The 23,198-nt window shown below is 48.6% G+C and carries 14 protein-coding genes and 1 pseudogene; 9 read left to right on the top strand and 6 right to left on the bottom strand.

The window, feature by feature from the left end; genetic code table 11:
- Positions 1-12 precede the first annotated feature (12 nt).
- Genes AC07VR_RS30220 through AC07VR_RS30205 form a run of 4 tightly spaced genes read left to right on the top strand, consistent with a single transcriptional unit; the run spans position 13 to position 6,531 of the window.
- A complete protein-coding gene (locus AC07VR_RS30220) occupies positions 13-2,385 on the top strand; it encodes a hypothetical protein (protein WP_495013471.1) in 2,373 nt (790 codons plus the stop codon).
- The gene (locus AC07VR_RS30215; RefSeq protein ID WP_495013470.1) at positions 2,369-4,474 is read left to right on the top strand and encodes an integrase; all 2,106 of its coding nucleotides are present in this window, start codon (positions 2,369-2,371) and stop codon (positions 4,472-4,474) included. The genes AC07VR_RS30220 and AC07VR_RS30215 overlap by 17 nt, the downstream gene beginning before the upstream one ends.
- Positions 4,471-5,094, top strand: a complete 624-nt coding sequence (locus tag AC07VR_RS30210) for a hypothetical protein (RefSeq protein ID WP_495013469.1) — start codon at positions 4,471-4,473, stop codon at positions 5,092-5,094. The genes AC07VR_RS30215 and AC07VR_RS30210 overlap by 4 nt, the downstream gene beginning before the upstream one ends.
- 3 nt (positions 5,095-5,097) lie before the next feature.
- Positions 5,098-6,531 carry a tyrosine-type recombinase/integrase gene (locus AC07VR_RS30205; RefSeq protein WP_495013468.1) on the top strand — a complete coding sequence of 478 codons (1,434 nt, stop codon included), beginning with the start codon at positions 5,098-5,100 and terminating at the stop codon, positions 6,529-6,531.
- A 41-nt stretch (positions 6,532-6,572) separates the two neighbouring features.
- Here AC07VR_RS30205 and AC07VR_RS30200 read toward each other — a convergent pair.
- Positions 6,573-7,031: pseudogene (locus AC07VR_RS30200) on the bottom strand (HoxN/HupN/NixA family nickel/cobalt transporter); the annotation flags it as partial.
- Positions 7,032-7,255: 224 nt separating this feature from the next.
- Between AC07VR_RS30200 and AC07VR_RS30195 the strand changes: the two are divergent.
- Complete coding sequence (locus tag AC07VR_RS30195) at positions 7,256-9,601, top strand: AAA family ATPase (RefSeq protein WP_495013467.1); 2,346 nt, start codon at positions 7,256-7,258, stop codon at positions 9,599-9,601.
- Entirely contained in the window at positions 9,598-11,463 is a 1,866-nt protein-coding gene (locus AC07VR_RS30190; protein WP_495013466.1) for a UvrD-helicase domain-containing protein, read from the top strand. The genes AC07VR_RS30195 and AC07VR_RS30190 overlap by 4 nt, the downstream gene beginning before the upstream one ends.
- Before the next feature lie 3 nt (positions 11,464-11,466).
- On the opposite strand, the gene AC07VR_RS30185 is transcribed toward AC07VR_RS30190, so the two are convergent.
- The 4 genes from AC07VR_RS30185 to AC07VR_RS30170 all read right to left on the bottom strand — a co-directional run bounded on the left by AC07VR_RS30185 (position 11,467) and on the right by AC07VR_RS30170 (position 15,384).
- Positions 11,467-12,042 (bottom strand): hypothetical protein, encoded by a 576-nt coding sequence (locus tag AC07VR_RS30185; RefSeq protein WP_495013465.1) that lies wholly within the window; start codon positions 12,040-12,042, stop codon positions 11,467-11,469.
- A 198-nt stretch (positions 12,043-12,240) separates the two neighbouring features.
- Positions 12,241-12,702: a hypothetical protein gene (locus AC07VR_RS30180; RefSeq protein WP_495013464.1), complete on the bottom strand. Its 462-nt coding sequence runs from the start codon at positions 12,700-12,702 to the stop codon at positions 12,241-12,243.
- A 192-nt stretch (positions 12,703-12,894) separates the two neighbouring features.
- Positions 12,895-14,004, bottom strand: coding sequence for a hypothetical protein (locus tag AC07VR_RS30175; RefSeq protein ID WP_495013463.1), 1,110 nt, complete (start codon positions 14,002-14,004; stop codon positions 12,895-12,897).
- Between the two features lie 639 nt (positions 14,005-14,643).
- A complete protein-coding gene (locus AC07VR_RS30170; protein WP_495013462.1) occupies positions 14,644-15,384 on the bottom strand; it encodes a hypothetical protein in 741 nt (246 codons plus the stop codon).
- 513 nt (positions 15,385-15,897) lie between these two features.
- Between AC07VR_RS30170 and AC07VR_RS30165 the strand changes: the two genes are divergently transcribed.
- A complete protein-coding gene (locus tag AC07VR_RS30165) occupies positions 15,898-16,731 on the top strand; it encodes a TIR domain-containing protein (protein WP_454186530.1) in 834 nt (277 codons plus the stop codon).
- A gap of 619 nt (positions 16,732-17,350) precedes the next feature.
- Here the strand turns inward: AC07VR_RS30165 and AC07VR_RS30160 are convergent.
- The gene (locus tag AC07VR_RS30160) at positions 17,351-19,726 is read right to left on the bottom strand and encodes an nSTAND3 domain-containing NTPase (protein ID WP_495013461.1); all 2,376 of its coding nucleotides are present in this window, start codon (positions 19,724-19,726) and stop codon (positions 17,351-17,353) included.
- An 813-nt stretch (positions 19,727-20,539) separates the two neighbouring features.
- Here AC07VR_RS30160 and AC07VR_RS30155 point away from each other — a divergent pair.
- Positions 20,540-22,375, top strand: a complete 1,836-nt coding sequence (locus tag AC07VR_RS30155; RefSeq protein ID WP_495013460.1) for a trypsin-like peptidase domain-containing protein — start codon at positions 20,540-20,542, stop codon at positions 22,373-22,375.
- 526 nt (positions 22,376-22,901) lie between these two features.
- Positions 22,902-23,111 (top strand): hypothetical protein, encoded by a 210-nt coding sequence (locus AC07VR_RS30150; RefSeq protein WP_282314828.1) that lies wholly within the window; start codon positions 22,902-22,904, stop codon positions 23,109-23,111.
- Positions 23,112-23,198 lie beyond the last annotated feature (87 nt).

Below are 23,198 nucleotides of genomic sequence, written 5' to 3'. Positions count from 1 at the left end.
TCAATTTGCCACTTGCTCAACATCGTCAAAATCATCAACGATCGTTTGTTTCAGGCATTTTGTGGAAATAGTTATGAGGGAAATTCGTTGACAGTTATCAAGCATATGCAGTCGCTAGTGAACTATCGCTTTAGAGTCATTCCCCCAGACGTCGTGGACCTCATGGAGCGTTGCGCTGCGATTAACTCTCTGGAAAGAGCTACTCACCTTGTGAAGGTCTTCGAAGCCTACTGTCACGTCACGGGCATCTCGATTTCTTATTTGTGTCTCTCCTCTCCATCATTTCTCAATGTCATGAAAGGCGTTCTAGGATCGTTAGCCGACGAATCTCTGCTCCCCCTCAACGGTACGGGCAGACAGCGCTACGCCAGAGGATTCGTCATGCTGTGGGATGAAATGCGTAAGGAGATCCCGCTTTTGCCTTCTTTATCTCGAAAGGAGGTTTTTCCCCGTAACAACAAGCATATTTGGGAGCAGGCAAAGCAGCACCTCGACTTACAGTCAGTACGCTACTGGAATGGCTGGCCTGTCCAAGGCCGCAAAGAAGCAATCAGCTTTATTCCGATCAACCTGATCTGGAACTCCCACGGAGAAGAGTTTGCAGAAGAGATTTATAAGAACTACCGACAGAATGCACAAAAACTTCTTGCACCTGCACACTCTGACTTCAATTTGTTTTTGACCTTTCTCTCGAAAAACGCTGAGCTCTGGCCCAGCACCAGTTTCCAGCATCCCTTGCAGATCAAGAATCTCTTCATCGATTATATGATCTTCAACTTCAAGCAAGCACTGGAAGTAGGTACTGACATTGCAACTCGGACGCGTTCCTATGCGAAGTTCATTCACACTTTGGATGAGGCGTTCATTCAATCGGGAATTTGGGCCAGACCGTTCACAGGTCAGTTACCACGCCCAACCTCTGCCTGCACGCCTGGCTCCCACACCAATCTCAGAACGACAGCTGACGGCACCATTGTTAAAGACAAACTAATAACTTCGGTACCGCTGCAACTGACCGATTCTGAAGCAATAGAAATAATATTCAAAAGAATTCTAGAAGACAATCAGATAGTAGTAAAGTGGGCTAAAAAAAGACTCTTTAACATCCGCCAAAAACAAATAGCTCGAGACCAGCTTTCGCTCACAGGGGTACCAATCACGAAAATAGGCCGGCAACTTGCAAAAATCGATGACATCGGAGAAAACAACTTATGCGCAACATTCAGCAAATATGGATTAGCTTATATCAGAGAGCATGCAAACAAGATTCTTTGGCAAACAACAAAAGATGACGCATCCAAATTATTTGCCCTACCAAGACCCAGCGATTTCTTCGCCCTGCAGTTGCTACTCACCTACCATCACCCGTGCTTAACAGAAAGTTTTTTCGATAACTTTGAACTCTATGACAAACGGGGCAATCTTTGTGGTTTTTTGAAAACAGACAGGGGTTATCAACTCGTTGGATACAAAGATCGAAAAGGAAACGGGTTGAGTGAGCAAAAAATTGACCTTCATCCGCGGCAGGCTGTATGGGTTCGCCGAATCATTTCTCTTACGCAACCTCTCCGGGAGGAACTTCGCAATGCAAACGATGATGCATGGCGATATTTATTCCTTCACTGCTTGCGAGCAATCTGCTATCCGAAAAAGCCGAAGATATTCAGAATCAAGCCTAGTATGTTGGATCGTCACCAGCAGATAATTGATGAATTTTCAGATCTTTCTGGTCGAGACAAAAACACCATCCGAGAGTTTATAACTCGGGTCTCTTTGACATCGCTCCGAGCATCAAGTGGGGTTGAGATTTATCTAAAGACTAACAGCGCAGAAGCCATGGCTAGAGCTATTGGGCATACTGGATATAATTCTTCTTTGCTGAGTAGTTACCTACCGGAGCCTATCCTTGCATTTTTCCAGACCCGGTGGATTCGAATTTTCCAGCGCGGCATTATTTGCGAAGCCATGAAGGATAGCCCTCGCTTATTGGAGGCTGCAAAATTCCAAAGCATGGATGAACTTCATGAATTTCTAAAAAATCATGCCCTACGCGAAATTCCTGATCATATTCGGAATCCCGATCACATGAAAATGGCGAACTCCAAACAGCAGCACATCGAGAATGTTGACCACGTGGATCGTGTACTTATTTCGATTGACAGTGGCGTTCTTTCTGCTCTCCTTTCATTGAAAGAGGCCGTCTCCAATGCACATGCTCCATCCAAACTGTGCTCTAAAGCCATTTACTGGTCGAATTTCACCGACTTGGTCGTGCGAGAGATCGAAAATGGCTACAACACTGACCTTCAGGATCACCTAAACATCGCGCAAAAGCATGTCAACGCTTCACACATGGAAAATTTGATCTATGCATCTGCCTCCTGAACTAAATTTTTTATCGGCCTTTATAAGCGAGGCCAAAGAAGAATATCGAACAGCCCGTTGGCTACTCAACGGTTTCGATGATCCAGTGTGGAGGATCAGCTTTGAATTCAAAATATTCAAAGAACTTGACTGGAGGGTAGTACTGGATGATGGAAGCATTTTAACAGAGCCCAGACACAAACAATTACTTGATAGCTTCAAGTATTATTTGACGTCCTGCACACGCGACTCATCAAGCTTCCTTAATGAAACAAATAGTCAGCAAAAGCAGCAGAAGCGCTTTCGCGCAACTTGCCACATCATTGACTTATTGCTAATCAATGGCAAACGATACCACCTTTTCTCTCACGGACTAGGGGGACTAACGAGCGGAAACTTAATTGAAGCTCTAGATATCATCGCATCGACACCATTTACTACAGAATCCGTATACAATTGGACTCATCGATTACGCGAATACTGCCTTGATCTAGTCAAGCGCACCGATTCAAAGGAGATCTCAGCCGTACTGGAGAAGCTCCCAGAGATTGGATTGATTACCAATGAGCAAATGGACGATGACATACTCGGAATATCCTATGACCTAATTCCTCAGGTAAGGGCTGCCCTGTATTTGAGGAACCTCTATCACAACCAAGTTTCTTACGGAAAACAACCTAATACCTTATTGCTCTCCCAAGATATTTATAGAGACACTCTGCGAGGTAAGAGCCTCGGCAAGCCCGTCCACTCAATACTCTGCTTCAACAGTGACACGAGTATTTTTAAAAAGGAATACCGAAGTGCGCCAATAAAAAGTGGGCAGCATGAAAAAATGATCGGCAACCGTTATTACTCCTATCGTTCATCCTTATACAGCCTTGGGTTGTTACATGAGATTCCGCTTCCCGCCCCCTCCTTAGAGGCCCTAATTGAGGCTGAACGTTATATGCCGGACTTGTCAACTTTAGGCAGGTTTCGAACCGTTCCGTCCGATATCGTATTCAAGGCTGTCCGCCAATCGATTGAGTTCCACCTCGATAATGGACAGGAAATCACTAAAGCTTTCTGTCGAGTTGCACTGGAGTGTCGAAAGCGTAACATCTCACCAAGCTCTCTTTCGGATGAAGAGATACAAAATCTAGCTGGTCAAAAATTGGCATCCCTTGGAGTAAATAGACTCTGCCTTTCAACTCGATTGCGTGGTTCAGCCCCTGTCAAAACTTTTTCTAACGTCAAAGGTGAAAAACACAAGTACTTCAAAAATCTCAGAAGCAATTCTGGCCTATATGAGCTCATGATGGTTTATATCGGTTGCATTCAATTGACCGTTGGCGTGCTTATGGCGCGACGCGCCAGCGAACTGTATGAATTAAAAGCAGCCAACTGCCTTGATGAAACTGAGAAGTGGCTAATATTCACAAGCGCAAAGAGCACTCGCAACCTATTTGGTCATCGTCGCAGGCAAGCGCGCCCTATAGAACCTATAGCAGCAGATATGGTAAAGACTCTCATTAGAATGCAAAAGGTTTTGCAACGGATAGGTTACATCCGCAAGCTTAAAACCCTGTTCGCCATCCCTGCTATAACAGGCGCAGCGAAGCTTACGGAATCCTCCGTTGTCGTGTATAACCGCAACCTCGACATGCTATGTGACTATTTCGAGACACCTTTAAACGCAGCTGGGGAGCGTTACTATTTCCGCCAGCATCAGATGCGTCGATTTTTTGCAATGTTGTTCTTTTACTGTGGCACTTTCTCAAAACTCGACACGCTGCAATGGATGCTGGGACATGCGGACCCAAAACATGTCTACCATTACATTACCGAATCAACCGACGGAGCCGTTCTAGCCAATGCAAAGGCACACTATGTGGCCGAACAACTGCATATGGGCAATGTTGAGAATTACCTCGCGCTCGCTGAGTTACTCAAAAAACGGCACGGGACAGAAGACTTCAACCTAATAGATACCCATGATCTAGAAGACCAGATCCAAGACTTGGTGGTTGAGGGCTGGGTGGAAATCGAGCCGGAATTCTTCACGGGCCACCAGGGCCACAAGTTCAAGGTCGTGGCCCGTCTGATTAGGACAGAGGAAGCAGCATGAAAAGAGCGTCACGAGCAAGCCAAGTGGCTGCCGGCGTCCAGGCGCTTCATACTCTGCTTATGCAGATCAATCAACGGCCATTGCAATTCAGTCAGGAGGCCGATCTCCGCCTAGCCCTCAAAAGTCAAGGAAGTCTGGCAAGACTCGAGCGGTTTGTAGTGAGCGAGCAAGACGTGCCACTAAAAACATACCCTATGAGCTTGAACAGCCTGAAGACACATGCCAATGAAAACCTAGTTGGTGGCTTCAAGGCACTAAATGAGCTACGCCTTAAAGCTCTGGTGGCGGTTGAGTTTTCAGAGAAACGGCAGCAACAAGCTAATAAACGTAGCAAGTCAGGGCTGACAAGAAAGGTGGAGCAGTTGGAGCAGGAATTAGAGATGCAGAGGCAGACGAATGTGATATTGCTCCGCGCACTATCCGAGTCGATGACTCAGCTCACGAACATACGCGACGCATCGGACGACAAGATCCGAGCGAAGCGGACCCACGATGCCCTACACACTCTACGGGCCATTCTGAGTATGGGGATGCCACCGTTCAACCACGTACCGAGTTACTCCGAAGCTCACACCCCGGTAGCGGAAGTTGCCAACATCTCCGACTACCGCAAAAGCTAGCTCATGAACAGTCCATCAACCCGTAAGCTTTACAGCCTCTTGGGTGAATTCAAGACGTTCAGCCACTTTTCCGTCGACCGCTTGATTACACGTGACGCCACTAACGTGCCGTTCATGATCTGGCCTAACGGCTCGCCCTGCATAATTGGCAATTTGTATATTCAATCCCTTTTGAATCGTAAAGGCCGCGGACAGCAAGGGCTATCGCGGAAGGGCCAGAAAGGTGGATCAATGGGAGAGTACGCCGCCAAGTTGAGTCAACTGCTACGAAAGTGCTATCGAGACGATCTCGACCCCATCACCCTACAAGATGGAAATTTCACCGATTATATTGATGAAATTCGAAAGGAAACTTCGAGCTTCAATCCGGCGAGAGCAAGAAAATCAGAGACTTCAGTAGTTGCCACGGGAAAGGTCTGGCTCGATTTTCTAGGCTTCGTTGGCCGGCTATATGGAGACCCCAATTTTGTTTCTCTCGAAGGGGCAATACGGGCCAGGGAGGAAAAGTACGTCGCCGTTTCACGAAAAGGGAAAAATATCTATCGAACGTACTTGACGCATCACTCGTTCGGAGAGCCGCACAGAGAACACCGCAGAAACCCGATCACCAAAGAGCAGATTGAGCAACTGAAAGCCGCCATCCGAAAGGATAAAGCCCCAGCCTTTGTCAAGGTAAGGCGTGCTTGCATGATTGAATTATTCAGCGATACAGGGGCAAGGCGCACCGAAGTTGCAAACCTAAAGGTGGATGATGTGTTGAGAGCATTGGAACTGGAGCATCCTGTGCTGCGCCTAGATACGCTCAAGCAGGCGGACGGAGCCGAGCGCTACATTCCCGTCTTTTCTACTGCTCTGAAAAAGCTCAAACAGTACATAGAAGTGGAGCGACGCAAAATCATGCGCACTGTGTACAAGGGCGGAAAGGATCACGGATATTTCTTCGTCTCTGCAACAACGGGTCGACCGCTCACAAGCGCCGCCATATCTAACGAAATCAATCATTTGCGCAAAGTAGCCGGCATCAAATCCCAAGTCTGCGCCCACATGTTCCGTCACGCCTTCATCACCAATCTCTTCATTCGATTCATCAAGCGTCACCAACTCACCAATGAAGACGACTTCCGGCGTGCGCTGCTTGATAGCAAGACATTCCTGGCTGAGGTCATCAGTTGGACAGGTCATCTCGCACCACAATCGGCTGAGTACTACATCAACCTGGCCTTCCGTGACCTGTCGAGTTACACAGAAACCGTCAGTTCGGTGCACCTGATCATGGCTATCGACAAGTATTTCTCGGAGGAAAACGAATTGCTCGCTCTGCTTGAAGAAGGAATGCCGATCTCGGAGTATTGTCACCAGCTCAAAGCGCTGCAGGAAATGGCGCATAAGGATTTTCAAATTGCTCGCCAGCGGGAGTCTTCACTCACTCGGACATGAGCCTCTAGTCAGCATTGCCGGTCCGTATGTGCTACTGACAGAGCAACGGTGCCCAGCCATGGCCAGCGATTGGACGCTTGTTTAGCGCCAATAGCCGCAGCAGCACCTACAGCCACCAAAGTAATCGCCAAGCCGATGCTAAAGCACAGAACGAGCATGCCTCCTAGCGCTACCTCTTTAACCTGAAGACACAGGAGCAAGACGGTAATGGCGGCAGGGCATGGAATCAGCCCCCCAGTAAGGCCGAACATGACGATCTGGCCTGTGGTGACCTCGCGGTTGGTGAAGCGCTTGCGAATGTCGTTGGCATGCGCATCCTGATAGCCATCAATCGACAACTCCAGGCCTTCCAGCTCGGAATGCGCATGCCCGTGATCATGCTCCTGGAACGCCAGATCGTAATCATGGGAGTGGCCCGCATGCCCAAGACTCAAGCGAGCACTGAACTCATGCGGTTCCGGGATATCGACTGCCGACTCCAGGAAGCCTTGGCGCTCGACGCCGGTCATGACCACGAAGCGTGCTGGTCAACTCCGATGCTTCCGCAGCATCGCTAGCCCTCGAATATCGGAGGCTATGAATTACCTGATTACCCACCAAGGCCAGCCACTTCACAGATCCACTGCTATGGTTTGGGGAAGACGAACCCTGGCTTGAAAGGCCACCTGTGAAGTACAAGAAACGCACTCCGCCGTTGACTGCAACGGTGAGCCGAGGAGCTAGGATGCATATTCAGCACATAGAAGTGGGCAATTTTAGAAAGCTCAAGGCCGCCCGAATCGATTTTTCAGAGACAAACACAGTTTTCGTTGGTGCCAATAACAGCGGAAAAACTTCAGCAATGGTGGCGTTACGGCGTTTTTTGGTTGATCGATCCGGCTTCTCGATCAACGACTTTACGCTACCGCACTGGGCCAAAATTGATAACGCAGCTTTCGATTGGGAAAAGGTCTCGAGCAGTGATCCACTTGTTCCGATTGCCTGGGACGATGTTCTTCCATTTCTCGACGTGTGGCTCAACGTACCAGCACATGAATTGCACTACGTACAAAAACTCCTGCCGACACTCGATTGGGATGGGTCCAGCATCGGAGTTCGCTTGCGGTTTGAACCTAAGGATGCAAACGCCTTACAGCAGGAGTACCTGATCGCAAAACTGGCGGCTTCCGCCATCATGGCGGAGGTAGACGAGTCATCCTTGGGAATTATAGCGGCCATCGACACTGGAGAAGTTGAGGTCGCTTTGCCTATGAAGCCAAGCTCGACGTTTGCCCTTTGGCCGCGCTCGATGACCGACTTCTTGGCGCGCCGTATGCGCTCGGCCTTCGAGGTTCGCGCTTATCTTCTTGACCCATCCGCATTGAAACCGCCTGAGAATGGACTTGCCCGTCCTCAGCCGTTACCGGCTCATAGTGAACCAATTGATGGCGACCCGTTTCATGGACTCATCCGCATCGACGAGATTAACGCTCAGCGCGGTTTCGGACATGCCGTATTCGCAGGAACACCGAAGAGTGAAGAGATCGGTGAAGGCTTCATGGAACCGCGAGCGGGTAAAAAGCTTTCAAGCCAACTTCGCTCGTACTACACGCAACATCTTGATCCTTTCGACAAACCTGAGCCGAAAGATCTACAGGCGCTACAAGCTCTTCATGAAGCCCAGACTGCTTTTGGTCAACGCCTTGAGGAAAGCTTTGCGGATGCGCTCCAAGAGCTTGAAGACATCGGATATCCAGGGGTAACCGATCCCAAACTGACTATCACCACCAGCATTAAGGCGATCGATGGACTAAATCACGGCTCTGCTGTGCAATATGAGGTGCCAACGCAGCTGGCAGAGAAGGCCAAGGGACATCGACTCCCCGAGGATTCGAACGGCCTTGGATACCAAAACCTAGTTTCTATTGTTTTTGCGTTAATGAGCTTTCGCGACAAGTGGATGAAGGTCGGCAAGGCAGGTCGGCAGACGACCTCCGAAGACCTGCAAATCCCTCCACTTCATCTGGTACTCATCGAAGAGCCAGAGGCGCATCTCCATGCCCAAGTGCAGCAGGTTTTCATCAAGCAGGCCTATACAGTGCTTCGGAAGCACGACAAGCTAAAAGACTCCAAGGATCTACGGACTCAACTTATTGTTAGTACGCATTCCAGTCATCTTGCCCATGAAGCGGACTTCGCATCTCTTCGGTATTTCAGACGGTTACCTGCACCTGCAGAAGCTGGATCTGTACCTCTAACCTCTGTTGTCAACTTATCCGAGATCTTTGACGGCCCGGACAAAACCGAACGTTTTGTTAAGCGCTACTTGAAGGCAACGCATTGCGATCTTTTCTTTGCGGATGGCGCGATCCTTGTTGAAGGGCCTGCAGAACGTATTCTCATACCGCATCTTGTCCGCGAGCGAGAGACCTATGCATACTTGAAGCGTTGCTACATCTCATGGCTGGAGATTGGTGGCAGCCACGCGCATCGTTTGCGATCGTTGATCCAGCATCTCGGGTTAAGCACCCTAATCGTCACAGATATCGATGCGAAACATGGCACGACAAACGCCTCCGTTGTGCCCGTACGGGGGGCTGGGCAGAGGGCACGCAACGAAACACTGAAGACGTGGATACCAAAAGAAGAGTCTCTCGATCTCCTCCTGGACAAAAAGGGCGAGGAAAAAGTCTTAGTAGACTCAAGCGGCTATGCCCTTCGTGTCGCATATCAACAACCTATCTCTATGGTGTTCAAGGGGCAGCCACCGGCCGAGGCGCTTGCCAACACGTTTGAGGATGCTCTTGTTTACGAGAATCCTGAATTATTTGCAAAACTCGATGGGTACGGTCTGATTGCCAAGTTTCGTGACTCGCTTGCAAATGCTACCGATCTTGCGGACTTAGCCAAGCAGGCGTCAGAGGCACTCGTGAACGGAAATAAGGCAGAGTTCGCTCTTGACCTTCTCTACAGCGAGGAAATCAAGGACCTGAAAGTGCCCGCGTACATCCATGAAGGGCTTTCTTGGCTTTCAGATCAATTGAAGCGCAGGGAAGAGGATGTGATTGGAAAAACGGGGGCAAAACCATGACTCCCCTTGAAAGCATGGCTCCGGACGATATTGACGCGTCCGTCGATGTCGAAATCTCTCAGTGCCTCAATCTCGATGCACCGAAGAGTTTTTTTCTTTTCGCGGGTGCAGGCTCCGGAAAAACTAGGTCGCTCGTCACCGCCCTTCAGAAAGCTAAGGCTGACTTCGGCACGAGGCTAAGACTGAAGGGGCAGTACATTGGCGTTATCACCTACACGAAAGCAGCTAGTGAAGAAATCAAGAGACGCATGGCATTTGACCCAACCATTCACGTGTCGACAATTCATAGCTTTGCTTGGTCACTGATTGACGGGCTAAACCGCGATATTCGCGAATGGCTCCGCTTGGATCTCGCAGATGACATAGATAAGCTTGAGAGAGAGGAAGCGAAGGGCCGTGCGGGTACCAAGGCCTCGGCGACACGCCTTAGAAAGATTGCCTCGAAGACTAAGCGCCTTGTAAACCTCGATTCGGTTAAGCAATTTGTATACAGCCCTTCCGGTGAAAATCTTGGCAGAGATTCGCTTAATCACTCGGAGGTAATTCAGCTTACGTCGCACTTCCTTATGAACAAACCAGCTATGCAGAGCATTCTGGTTGGTCGCTACCCATTCCTACTGATCGATGAAAGCCAGGACACGAACCGGAATTTGATCGAAGCACTATTTGCCGTCCAGGCCGTGCACAGCGGACGCTTTGCACTCGGCCTACTTGGCGACATGATGCAGCGCATATACAGCGATGGTAAGGATGGCCTTGGTCAGAATTTACCAAACGATTGGGCGACGCCCACGAAACAAATGAACCATCGCTGTCCGAGACGGGTTGTCAGTTTGATTAATAAGGTACGTGATGCAACTGACAAACAGCAGCAAAAGTGGCGCTCCGATAGCGTTGAGGGTTGCGTTCGACTCTACATCCTTCCTACGGACACAACTGACAAGCAAGCGGCCGAGAAGTCTATCGCGGCCCACATGGTTAAGGCATCAGCAGATGAAAACTGGAATAGCCTCCAAGCCTGTAAAACCCTGACGCTCGAACATCGTATGGCCGCTAAACGCATGGGCTTTCTTGAAATGTTCGTCCCTCTCTATGAGGTAGAGAGCTGGCGAACAAACTTTCTTGATGGCTCGCTTCCGGCTGTACGTTTTTTTTCCGAAGAGGTGTTACCGCTGGTCAAAGCAAGGCATCGCGAAGATTCGTTTGCAATAGCTCGTATCGCACGCGATCTATCACCGTTGTTGAGCGCCGACGCGTTACGCGCCGCAAAAGACCAGCATGCACAGCTTAAGCTCGTTTCGTCATCAATCGATCAACTAATGTCGCTTTGGAAGGATGGTGCAGATCCAACACTTTCAGTCGTTCTCCGCAGCATCGCTCAGACAAAGCTTCTTTCAATCCCTGAATCGCTTCAAATAGCTGCTGATCGTGATGAGGCATTCAATGGTGTGGAGCCTGCAGAAGAGGAAGCCGACCAACAGAATGAACGTACTGACGCTATCGATGCGTTTTTGAAATCGCCTTTCTCCCAAATTGAAAGGTTCGCAAACTACGTTTCCGGCGAGGCCCACTTCGATACACATCAGGGCGTAAAAGGCCTACAGTTTGACCGCGTGATGGTCATCATGGACGACGAAGAAGCACGTGGTTTTACGTTTAAGTACGAAAACCTATTCGGCGGGAAGGGAGTGGGAGATGCCTCGGTAGAAAGCACGCGGCGTCTTTTCTACGTCATTTGTAGCCGCGCTATGCAGAGTCTGGCCTTGGTAGCCTACACCTCCTCCCCCGAGCGAGTTAAAAAATTCGCGATTGATCAGGGCTGGTTTGCAGCTGACGAAATCGTGACGGATATAAGTTCGTAATAATCAGATCGACGCTAATGAAGCAGTAATCAACCGGCGATAGGCCGTATCGATCTGTTCAGGCGCGCGGAGAATATACTCTTCTGCTGCTTTTCGCTCTGCACCGCCTAGGCTGTGCAGATGCGCAATGATCTCCTCACAGGTGGGCACCACGCCTTTGCGTGCCTTGTTCTTAAATCCGCAATTAAGATTCGTCCACACCACGCCTGTGAGGTCATGCAAGTTTGCCCATTCGGCGATAGATTGCGCTTCCGCTCCAAACGCTGAGCCGTCTGATCGATCCCAAAAACCAATATTGGTTTCGATCCACTTGTGTGTGGCGGTTTCGTACTCGCGTATGCCGAGCTGCCGCCGCGCGGTCATTACGTCGGGAGTGTCCATCAACGTCCATAACGTTGTCACTGGGGCTGTGTCCTTGCAAATCACCAGCGTGATCTTGCCACCTGCCGACTCTCTGGCAAATTCTACAGGTAGCAGCGGGCCGTCTTGGTTCCAGTTCCCAATACATGGCAACGTCCTCGGATCCCAGACCAGCGATCCCCAACCAATGCACGCAATTTTTTTCGATTTAGGGGTCATCGGAGCCTCATAATTATCATTATCGAGTTACGCCAGAGCCCGCCAAATTACGTGACCATGACCGGCAGAGAACGACCCAGGCTGTGTGAAAACACCTGCGATTGTCTAACCTTCAGATCGTCGAGATCGTGGCGGGGACGATCTAGACGATCAGAAGCTTAGATCATCCTCGCTGTATTTCGGCTTTTGGCCTTAAAGCTAAGCTCGCTTTTCATCTGGATTGAGGACATTGCCGGTGGGGATTGGACAGAAATTGGCGAGCTGGGGAACAATGGATTTACCCATGCAATTGACTGCCGCAAAGTATTTACGGCCGCTTGAATGGGACAACCTTGCGTGACATTCGCAACAATACTCGTCGTGGTATTGGCCATCAGGTTTGAAAAATAGTTTGGCCTCGTTGAGGTCGGTTATTAAAAACCCTTCAGATTTCAAAATTTGTTCAAAACGATCACGTAATGAAGAGAGGGCGGCGGGAAGGTGGGGATGACTGCGAAGCTCCTTCGGGTATGGGGTCGCACTCAGTAGATCCACCGTCGCGATAGGCTCCCCGGTTACTTTTAGCGCTTGCAACAGATGTGGGTGTACGTACGACAGACCGCTGGCAGCGTGATGCGCAATACTTTGACAGACACTACTGAGGCGGCGACGGGAAGGCATTCATTCTTCCTGATTTGGTTTGAGAGTTGCGTCGAGCTGCTGGATTCCTAGAGAGCATATGGTGCCTCAAAACCTGGACAAATGCCCCCATGGCCGAATCGTTATAAAAATGTGTTTTCACACAGCCTGGGTCGAAAGCAGCCATCCCACAATTGAGGAATCAAGCTAGGCTCTAGCAAGCCTGATGATGGTCTATATGAAACCATCTGATACGGCTCTTTGGTAAACGATGTTAGGCCATGGACAAATAGTTGTGTCATTTGGGTCAACATCCTTTTCCAAATAGACGATCTTTATATCTGAAACCTCTGCGTTCTCGAATACGCCATTAATAGTGAAAGTTCTCTCATCTTCACTGAGGAATTCGCTAGCTTTTTGGTGTGCCATAACTTTCGCAGGACCACAACTATTACCTGACGAATCAGTGCAGAGCGCGACATTACGTTGCAGCCAGCCATCAACAATTACAGTTGCGATGAAAGGCCAATTGCCACGACTTTGCTTCAAAATTGAATTAACAAGAAGTAGTTTGTGGCTCCGCACTTTTTTTGTACTTGTCTGCGTTCTTGCTATAACCTCTTTGAATGTCTGCTCAAATGTGTTAGTAATTTTCACATTCTGCGTTTTTGATGCCCCTGCATTTAATACCGAATACTTCAGCCCGATAGATATATCGGTTTTTGACTCTATTGCTGTAGATAGAGTTAATTTTTCTCCGCGCTCGGATGACATTTGAACGGTAAATGTCTCGTTTTGATCATCACTAGTGCAATTAATTAACTCCTTTCGCTCTTGAGTAATCCCATCAGGAATTGGCTTATATTCAGACTCTAGGACCTTCCCTTCCTTGGATATAAATTCTAGCCTCTCGATTCCAACAACATCCCAGAAGCATAAGAATGTCCTCGGGAAATTTGGATTAGTAGGTGGTGGGTTAGGGTAGCAAACCTTCCCAACCCTAGTACGCAAGAGATTCTTTAACTCTTCCTCAATATTTATATATCTCCTTTTTTCAAAAATGCGCTTTTCTTTATCATCTACTACCCAATCAATATCCGCCTCAGTAGAGCCCTGATACAGGGTTATATCCGCTTCCTCCTTTTCAGATACGCTAACTGAGTAACTGGTTGTACCAACAACACGACCGCCTCTTGATTCAATTTCGCTAGTTGTTGCGTCAATTTCAAGTTCTATTAAGCTATTTGCAACAGATACTGCCTCGCCAGATGAATCGAGCCATTCAGTTTCGACACTCAGGTGGATTGTGCCGTTTTCATTTCGTTTTACTTTTGTGTTTTTCATAGAAATTTCTCGAATTGGAGTTTTTGGAGTAATTATCTGTGCAAGACCTAGCGAGGCTGTATACAAACAAATGGCCTATTTAGCGTCTTAGTTTTTATCTGTATTCTAGCTATATACAAACATTCACCCGGTGTGTTGCGATAGTTCGCCCCGAGAAACGACCCCAGAGTGGACGCGCTTGGTACAAAGCGTGGCCAAGCCACCTTAGGATTGACAATGAGGTTGACCTCCGGGAGTTCAAAGTTTCGCCATTGATCGTTGGGTTCGTCTCCTAGCACATCGAGGTCGTAATTGATCTCCGTCATTTCTCCGGCCCATAGATGCGACCCTGAGGGGGATAAAAGCGGCGGCACCATATTCATTCGCTTCAGCACGCTCGCCCCGTCCCTAGGAGAGGATATATATTTCTCCCAGCGTAGACGTCACCTAGGGAAGTGCAAATCGAGCGAACTAAAGCGCCCCGTTTTCTTAGATACCTTTGAGCGTCCCCTTCTGGCCGATTTCTGCCTGTCGTGAGGGGCTGTAGTCGACCCAACGCAGCCTGTTGTGATGGTTGGAAGGGAGTCCATCGACAGTACTAGGCTGCGGTATTCCATAACATCAGCCAAGCCTTCGGCCACTCGTGCTTGCGTGACGAATTCACTGAATCGGAACGGCTGTCTGCCAGATCAGGCTGTGGGCCTGGATTTTCAGCTGGGCCGTTTCGGAGTCTGCGCGGAGTAGACTGGTAGGGGCGCGTGCAGCTAGTGCATTGAAGGATTGTCCAAGGCTCCACGACTCCTGCTCGTCAACGATGATCAGCCGATCATGTAGCGACCGATCTGGCGCAAGTCTGGCTTCCAATGGGCGTGCCGACGAATACTGCAGCGTCCAGTGTTTCACCGCCGGTGCTAATGTTGCTTTCCTTCCGTGAGCATCTGCCAAGATCAGTGTTGTGACACCTTCGGGTACCAGGACGGCGAAGTCTGTCAGGAGGTTGGCGTCGGCATATGGGTCGACGAACATCACAGTGCTGCGGGCTTCGGTTAGGATCTTTGATAGGGCGGTAAACGCGGAGAAGCTCTCTCCGACAGGAATAAAGGCGCCGCGTGTGGAAGGGGATGCCTGAAGTTCTGCTCGGGCCAAGGCACGATAAAGGACAGTTGTCATTCGTTGCACGGTTTCAGGATGGCCTGGTATGAGGGCGTTGGAACTCAAGCGCTCTGCAGCAGCGTTGAAAGTTGCCGCATCCATGATGCTGCCACTTTGCTCAAGGAGAGCCGAGGCGCGTCCTAGCCATCGCTGGCCTTCAGGGGTCTGCCATTGATGGGTGGCCATGTCTGGCATTTCCGCAATAAGGTAGCCGAGGTCGTGATAGAGGCGATCAGGATCTATAGGCATGCTAAGGCCTTTCAGAGGGAAGGCATAAAGCTAGCATTGAATCGCCCTGAAGTCTGTATGCACTGAATGACCGTAGCTGGCCGATTTCTGCCTGTCACGATGGGAGAAATCGACTCAAAGCTGACGGTGACGACATTCAAAAAACCACCTAAAGCGGTCGGTAAACCGAGCTAAGGTAAGCTAGCGAGGGGCTGCGCATAACGGGATTTATGGTATTTACCGTTAGGATGAGCCGTGAGGGAGCGGCTCTCGCCTGACAAAAAGTCAGTTCCCCATCCTGACTAGCCAGGTCGCTCGGAGCCCCAAGGGTGGAGGGCCATGCGCAAACGAGAACCGCACCTAGCGGTAGGTGTACTTCATGGAGCGCTTACGTTTATTCTTGGCCAGTTCAACGTATAACAATGCGCTTGACTATCGCTCACTTCGCTCGCTGGACGTCCAAAAGCTGCGCTTTTGTCCGCCCGTTAGCTTCACGTTAGCGGTCAGCCTGAGTCGAGTTTTTGAGGAAGTCATATGAGAAAACCTAGAATATTTATAGCTTCAGCGGTAGAAAGCTTGGATGTGGCTGATGCATTCAACGTAAACCTAGATCATCAGGCTGAGGTAACGGTTTGGAAGCATGGGTTTAACCTCTCTCAGAACACGATTGACTCTCTGGTAAAAATGGCGGAATCAGTGGACTTCGCAATTTTCATTTTTACACCAGATGATATTGCAGAAATCAGAGACCAACAAAAGCACATTGTCCGAGATAATGTGCTTTTTGAGCTTGGCCTGTTTGTCGGTACTTTAGGTAAAGAGCGATGCTTCATAGTTAAACCTCGAGACACCGAGCTGCATTTTCCGACTGATCTTTTGGGTCTTACACCCGCAGATTACAATGGTGGAAGGTCTGATGGAAATTTAGAGGCTGCTGTAAATCACCCATGTGTACTAATCAAGAAGGAAGTGGCAAATTTAGGCTTGCTTTCACAGGATTTAAACATTCAGACAAAACCGCGCAGGAAGGCTGGATACAATTACAAACTTGGCGACGTTGAGCATCGTCTATTGGCAAAAGTTCTTGAAAGCTACGCTCGCTCACCGGATGGTGTATCCGTATGGAGTACATTCAACGATCTGAAAGGGGTTGAGCAAGGAATACTGAGTTTAGCGGCGATTAAATTGGAAAGGGTCGGGTTTCTAGATAAGAGTATTGCTATAGATGACGAGTATAATGGCTCTGAATATTATGCATTCTCAATAACTGCCGACGGGATAGATTATCTGCTGGAAAATGAGGAGTTGCTTCACAAAGCAAATAAAAAGGTAGATGCAGTTGATTTCGATGCAGATATTCCGTTTTAGATTTGTACGCTAAAATTCGCTATTACGGACTGCTTCTACGGTAACGTAAAAAGCGATCGTGTTGTAGTGAAGCGCATGTAAACAACTGGTTCAAATCGTTCGCACGCTAACTTGGACGGGCTGAAGCCCGTCTCTTAGCTTAATCGTTATGCAAACAAGAAGATCAACGCAGTAGCTAAGTCCTGAGTTATGCGACGACACATTCGGGCCTGATGGTAATGGCTTTACGATGTCGCGTGATTCTGTCGCAGGTACTCGATTATCATGCGACATGACATGCGACAAATGTGGCATTGAGATGGAGGGATGTTAATCCGATACCTGTCACGACTGACCGGTAATGGCCGATTGCTGCCTCTCACGAAGGGCTGCAATAGGTCACCAATGGGCGATTGAAGCAAGCGTAAGTACTTTCCCGCAGGCGTGTAGTGACGTTCCGAGAGTCACTAACGCGAGTCCCTGATCGCCCGCCTATTGTACTAAATCCGTATCAACGTACAGCGATCAGGATATGGAGCAAACCGATACCAATACTGCCGCAAAGGTAGGTCGAGATTGCGGAGCAGATGATGGGGCTAACGCCCACAACGAACCCCACCCGTCCCGGCTCTTCAGAGACTCATAACTCCCAATCAGGCGTTGGCCCAGGGAATTCAGGATAGTGCTCGCGTGTATAGCTGGTAAATAAAGCCTTCAACGGTTTTAGATTAAGATCTACGTCCGGGTCAAGGTGAGCATTGCTGCCATCATCAACGGTCAACCTGTAGTAAATCAGATCTAGCGCAGAGCGGGCCGCAGGCCCGAGATCAATATCAAAGCAACGGATGTGTGCGATAAACGCTTGAATATTCCGCCCATAATGCACTGAAGTATTCGGCATCACCTCACTCACAAATAAAGGAAGAAATTTTTCGGCATAGCCAGATGTGACAATATCGTGAATCACGGATGATGATAAGTCCGGCGGGTACCAATCCGAACTGGGCTCGCGGGCTCTCCATGAACCCGTGAACTGTACCAACTTGTTATTGGCGAAGCTCCACCAAGCGGCCATAAATACAGCATTCTGAAAATCTTCGCCGACGCTTTCCCTGCATTTTCTTTCCAGAAAATTATCAATTAACGCAATCACATCTTGAAAACCAACTACTGGACCTACGTTCCACTTTCTCCACGTCTCCAGGATGCTCAACGCACGCCCCAAGTTATTAATTCCGTCTTTCTCCGACATCATAGATGCGTAATGCATGACAATTTTCTCAATTGCCAGTAGCGCATCATATCTTGAGGAGTTAAGCAGGTCTCGCATGCCTCCCAGACTCAGAGAGTGAATGAACAAGTACCCGTCCCGCTCCTCCACAATCTTGGTTTTTTTGAGTAGCTTAATAAAGTCTTGAGGAGGGCGCTCTTTGGAAAGCGTTTTTACCGAGTCCAATAAATCTATGAATTTAAGCTCGTCAAAATTTTCAAACGACTCAAACAATACCCAACTAGCGGCCATGTAGGCAGTGTGGTCTGGTATCCACTCTGACAGTATTTCCTGTGCGTATTGGCCCGAAACTACGCTACCGGCATGCTTTATCAAGTCCATGACGTTGGTATTGGCAGAGTGCGGAGCCGTCCAAGGCTGGTCTTCAAAAATCAGATCACGTAGCGCTTCCGCCCATGCATCCAAAGTTGCTTTGTTGGTTTTAGACAGTAGCGCTCCGAAGAGATCGAGTTCGGCTGGGCTCTTCAACTCAAAAAGGATTTGCGTGCGAAATCCTTTTGCAACCTCAAGGGCGCTGAGCTGAGTCGAAAGATGGCGCGTCACAATGTTCCATAATGAGGGTTCAGAGTAACTTTCCATCGAAAGTGTTATCTCGAATCGCTCAAGCTTCCTTTGTGTTATCACATCGATATCGTCATATACATCATCGCGGGATGTGATAATGAATCGTTTATCAGCGTTAGCGGAACTAATGACCCGTGACAAATCATGGGTCATTTGGCTTCGTCCCTTGTTATTGCTGACACCCCAAGGGTCAGCAATAACAAATAGAGCTGGCCCCGGCTCCTGCATTAGGCACTCAATTACGCCGGGCGAGTTTCGCTCATGATGAATCATAAACGGCGGGTCGTACCGACGATGAAGGTGACTAAGATACGAGGCAAGCGATGACTTACCCATACCTGGTTTCCCAAGCAGCATCAGCACGTTCTGCTCCGAAAGAAACGCCTCGAGTTTTGCCACGTCCTCTGGCGGAAAGTATCCATCCATGAGAGGGCTATCGAATACACCACCGTGCTTTTTTAGTGTGGATTCCAGATCCGCTAGGTCAAACTCACCGGCAAGCTCGCCCAGCAGCCGCTTCCTAACTTGCGACTTGAGTGACGCCACGCATGCATCGAGGCGAACATGTGGCACTTTACCTATACGCGAGATGAGATCGTTTGTCCTGAAAAGGATAAGCTCGCGTGTTACCGATGGCAAAACTGCCAGGCGACCGTTTACTGCCGGGGCATGTGACTTTAGTTGATTGTCCAAGATGCTGTTTGGGATATTTGTCGCACTACTGTCAAGCAGCGAGTTTGCAACTAGACGAGAAATGTTGGAGTCCACGCCGGCATCTGTCACGAGCACATAAGTCGTGTCGTGACGCCGAATCAACATTTCTAAGGCGCGCTCACGGGGGGGAGGCCCACTTATCTTGCGTTCGCTTGGGAGGCCATTCCCAACTACGCGACTCAGCGCGCTCTTGGTCCATGGCTGAGTACTACGAGTTTTGAATTGCAGTACCAGACGTCTGGCAGGGCTAACAGTAAACTCCACTGACGAAGATCTCTGGTCTGCATTGATGGCGAGCTCCAGGTCTTCAGCGCTTTGGGGCTCCACAATGATCATGTCGCAGCGCTTTTCCCTAAGCATCAGTTGAAGCGCGACCCAAACGGTTGCTTCGATCTGATACTCAAATCCCCGGTATCCGTGTAGTCCATTAATAGATTTGTTCTGCAAAGCGGAGATGCTCCGGGTCAGTTTTAAGCTCACATCACCGTTGGGTTGTACAAAGTCGAGCGGCGATCAGGTAAGGCCAAATAGGTGTGTAATCGGAGTTTACTGGTTGCAAATGAGTATTTCGAGCCAGTTCTCCAGGAAGCATGATTGTTAAGAGAATCCTTTCTTAAGAAGCTAGCGAGTAGCCCCAAATTGTCTGTGCCAGGCGGATCTTTTTCATTGAGCAGCTCTTTATGCTACCCCTCGTTCTTAATATCCCAAGACCATTATCGAACGGAAGGCACCTAAAGGGCGCTAGCGACAGGCTGCTATTGGACCAGAGTTTCTAAAAATCTTTGGTCACAATTGAAGTTTACGTGTCTATGCGAAATCTGAAAATTATCGGCTGTTTAGGCCGATCTGGATTTTGCGTAGACGCGCGATTTTCAATCCAGCACTAGGCTCCTAGCACGCTGGAAACCGTTTTTACACTCCCTCGGCCGGTTGCTGCCTTTTGCCAACGGCAGCTTTGGGTCGATTTTAGCTGGTCGCCTCTGGCCGAAATCGGCCAAAACCGGACGATGAACCCGACGGCTTTCGTCCAACGCAGATAGCCGATGTACCTAAATCAAAGATTTCAGAGGATAGCCATTTGACATGTCTTCTTTAGATTGTCAGTATCAGCCCAACCCGACGGTGGGGAGCGATTTAACTTTCCGCTGACTGTCTGCAGTGGGTAACTCAACGGTTGCATTCTGCTTGTTTGAGCTCAATGTTCTAAATGTTGCCGCTCAGGTGATACAAGAGAAAACATCCCCACCGTCTGGCCTATATATGACTACTGCTCCTAATTTTGCTTTCTCGCTTATTAAAGTTAAACCAGGATTTGGCAGCATAGAGTCTTTGGCTCTCTTGCTGGGCACAACGCAGGATACACTCCTTGGCCTGCTATACCCTCAGACTAAAATCAATTACATCACATTCAGCATCCCTAAAAAAAACGGCAATGTTCGGACTATTCACGCACCTAAAAACCACCTAAAGCACTTTCAGCGATTGCTAGCGAAGTATCTCCTAACAACGCATAATGCCAAGTCTTGCACGCACGGCTTTGTAGAAAATAAAAGCATAAAGACCAATGCACAGCCACACATTGGCAAAGAATATGTTTTCAATATTGATTTAAAAGACTTCTTTCAAACAATTCATTACGGAAGAGTCAAGCGCCTTTTTATGGCTTACCCGTTCAACGCTCCTGAAAATGTTGCCACAGTCGTAGCCCAACTCTGCTGCTTCAACGGTCATCTGGCACAAGGGGCACCTACCTCTCCAATAATTTCCAACATGATTGCATTGAAACTTGATGGACAGCTTTTAAGCGTCGCCTCAAAAAACCAATGCCATTATACAAGGTATGTGGATGATCTTACTTTTTCGTTCACCTGCAAAAAACATAGATTACCAAAAGATATAGTTAAGATCTCGAACGAGGATGAGGCGACTCCAGGCGAAACCCTCACCAGCATAATATTAAAAAACGGCTTTACCATTAACCCTGAAAAAACGAGACTGAAACACCGTTCCCAAAGACAAGTTGTCGCAGGGGTTACAGTAAATGAATTTACTAACTTACCCCGATCTTATATTCGACTCACCGGCTCTTTGATTTATGCCTTAGAGAAATTTGGCCCAATAAATGCGGAGATTAAATACGTAGAGGGCTTGAATGAAGCCAACCAGCTCACGCCTTACCAATTGGACAAAATAAAAAAAAGCAATGGTGAATTTTTCAAGACGGTGGTTAAAGGACGCTTAGACTTCCTAAAAATGATTCGCGGGAAGAGTGATTCAATTTATCGAAAACTTGCCTATAGATTTAGCAAGGCGATAGGAAAAGAAGATAAAAACCTTATGAAGTCCGCTCAGGACATATTGGGCGAATCTGTTTTCGTAGTTGAAGAGGTAATGAGCGATAGCCAAGGTACGGCCTTTCTTCTAGATGGTGCGGGAATTGTAACAAACTTCCATGTTGTTGACGGCATCACTCAAGAGTTAGCACTAGACTGTGTATCCTTCATAACCAATGAGGCAACCAGTCGCACACTTTCTGCGCAATTAGTCTTTTCTTGCAAAGAGCGAGATCTTGCGATCTTTTATCCCGACCAAAACTTTGACACAGTTCGCCCTCTTAAAATGCGAAAAAAAGATGGCCTAACTAGAGTTTTAGATCCGATATTATCAATGGGATACCCTAACCACAGTGACGGCACACCTCCGTACTTCAACACAGGCAAGGTGGTCCAGCAGCGAAACGTTTTGGGTCGCAACTATTGGCTCGTCGACATACCGCTGCTAAAAGGCAATAGCGGCGGCCCCATCTTCAATAAGTCTATGGAAGTCATAGGTATTGCTACTATTGGAACGACTAGAAATGATTTGGCAAGCATATTACACGGCTTCCTTCCAGTTGAAAAACTCAAAGAAATTATCAAGCTTCCTGAGTTTATTTACCGAAAGCGATATTTGGCAATAAAAAACAATCAACCAAATCTTTCATGCTCATTACCTAGATCGCACGCCTACTTCTATATCACTCATATAGTCGGAGCTATTATTATAGGCTTATCCGGAAGGCTTGAAAAAACATCATTGCTGATTATCCAGCCGTAATGTTAATTTCAAAAATCCGACGATCAACGAGAAGATTCTGGCAGCAGGCATTTCTCAAGCTATCTGCTAGTTAGGCGACTATCCAGCTTTGAGGCCGCCTTGACCTTGTAGCACTGGATTTCTGCTTTTGGACGAAAGCACCCGGTCACCGCGCCGAGCTGTCCATACGCCAATTGTGCTGGAGTATTCCGGCAGTAAAGCCCCATCCCCATATGTTTACAGGGGCTCAGCGCATATCACCACTGTATGTACAAACGCATGATAGGCATTGAATGGCATGGATTGGCGTATGGTTTGCCCCATTTTTGCCCCATCCTCGTCCGCCACGCTGCCTTAGTTCACGGTGACGCCAGGTAAGCCTAACAACTGCCTATATATAGTCTTTTGAGTGACCGCTTCCGAAAGCGGCCATCCAGCATCTGAGATTAAAGCTGGACATCAGCAAGCCTAAGGACTGCCACCCACAGCAGGGTACTTTCAACCAGCTAACATCCTGATACCCTTTCCTCTTCACGGAGGAAACACCATGCCCAACTCAGACTTACTCCCTTCCCTGCTGTTCAAGATCAACGAAAACCAACTCGCCCTGGAGGCCGCCATCTTGGAGCTTTCCAACTGGGTCGAGGCTCGCGGCTCGGCTGACGTCGCCGACAACGTCCGCGGCGCATTGGACACCATCGACAAGAACGAGGAGTTCATCAAGCTTACGCTTGCAGTCCTAATGACGCCTGAGTGACAGTTATCGGCCGATTCTGTTGAAAAAGTCGGATTTTTAGCTCACCTGAACTCAGGCGCGACCACCACCGGAGAACCTACTCACCAC

The sequence above is a fragment of the Pseudomonas sp. GW821-FHT02H09 genome, from assembly GCF_059421425.1.
Note: the sequence above shows the minus strand (reverse complement) of the source record. Positions and strands in the feature narration are given on the sequence as shown.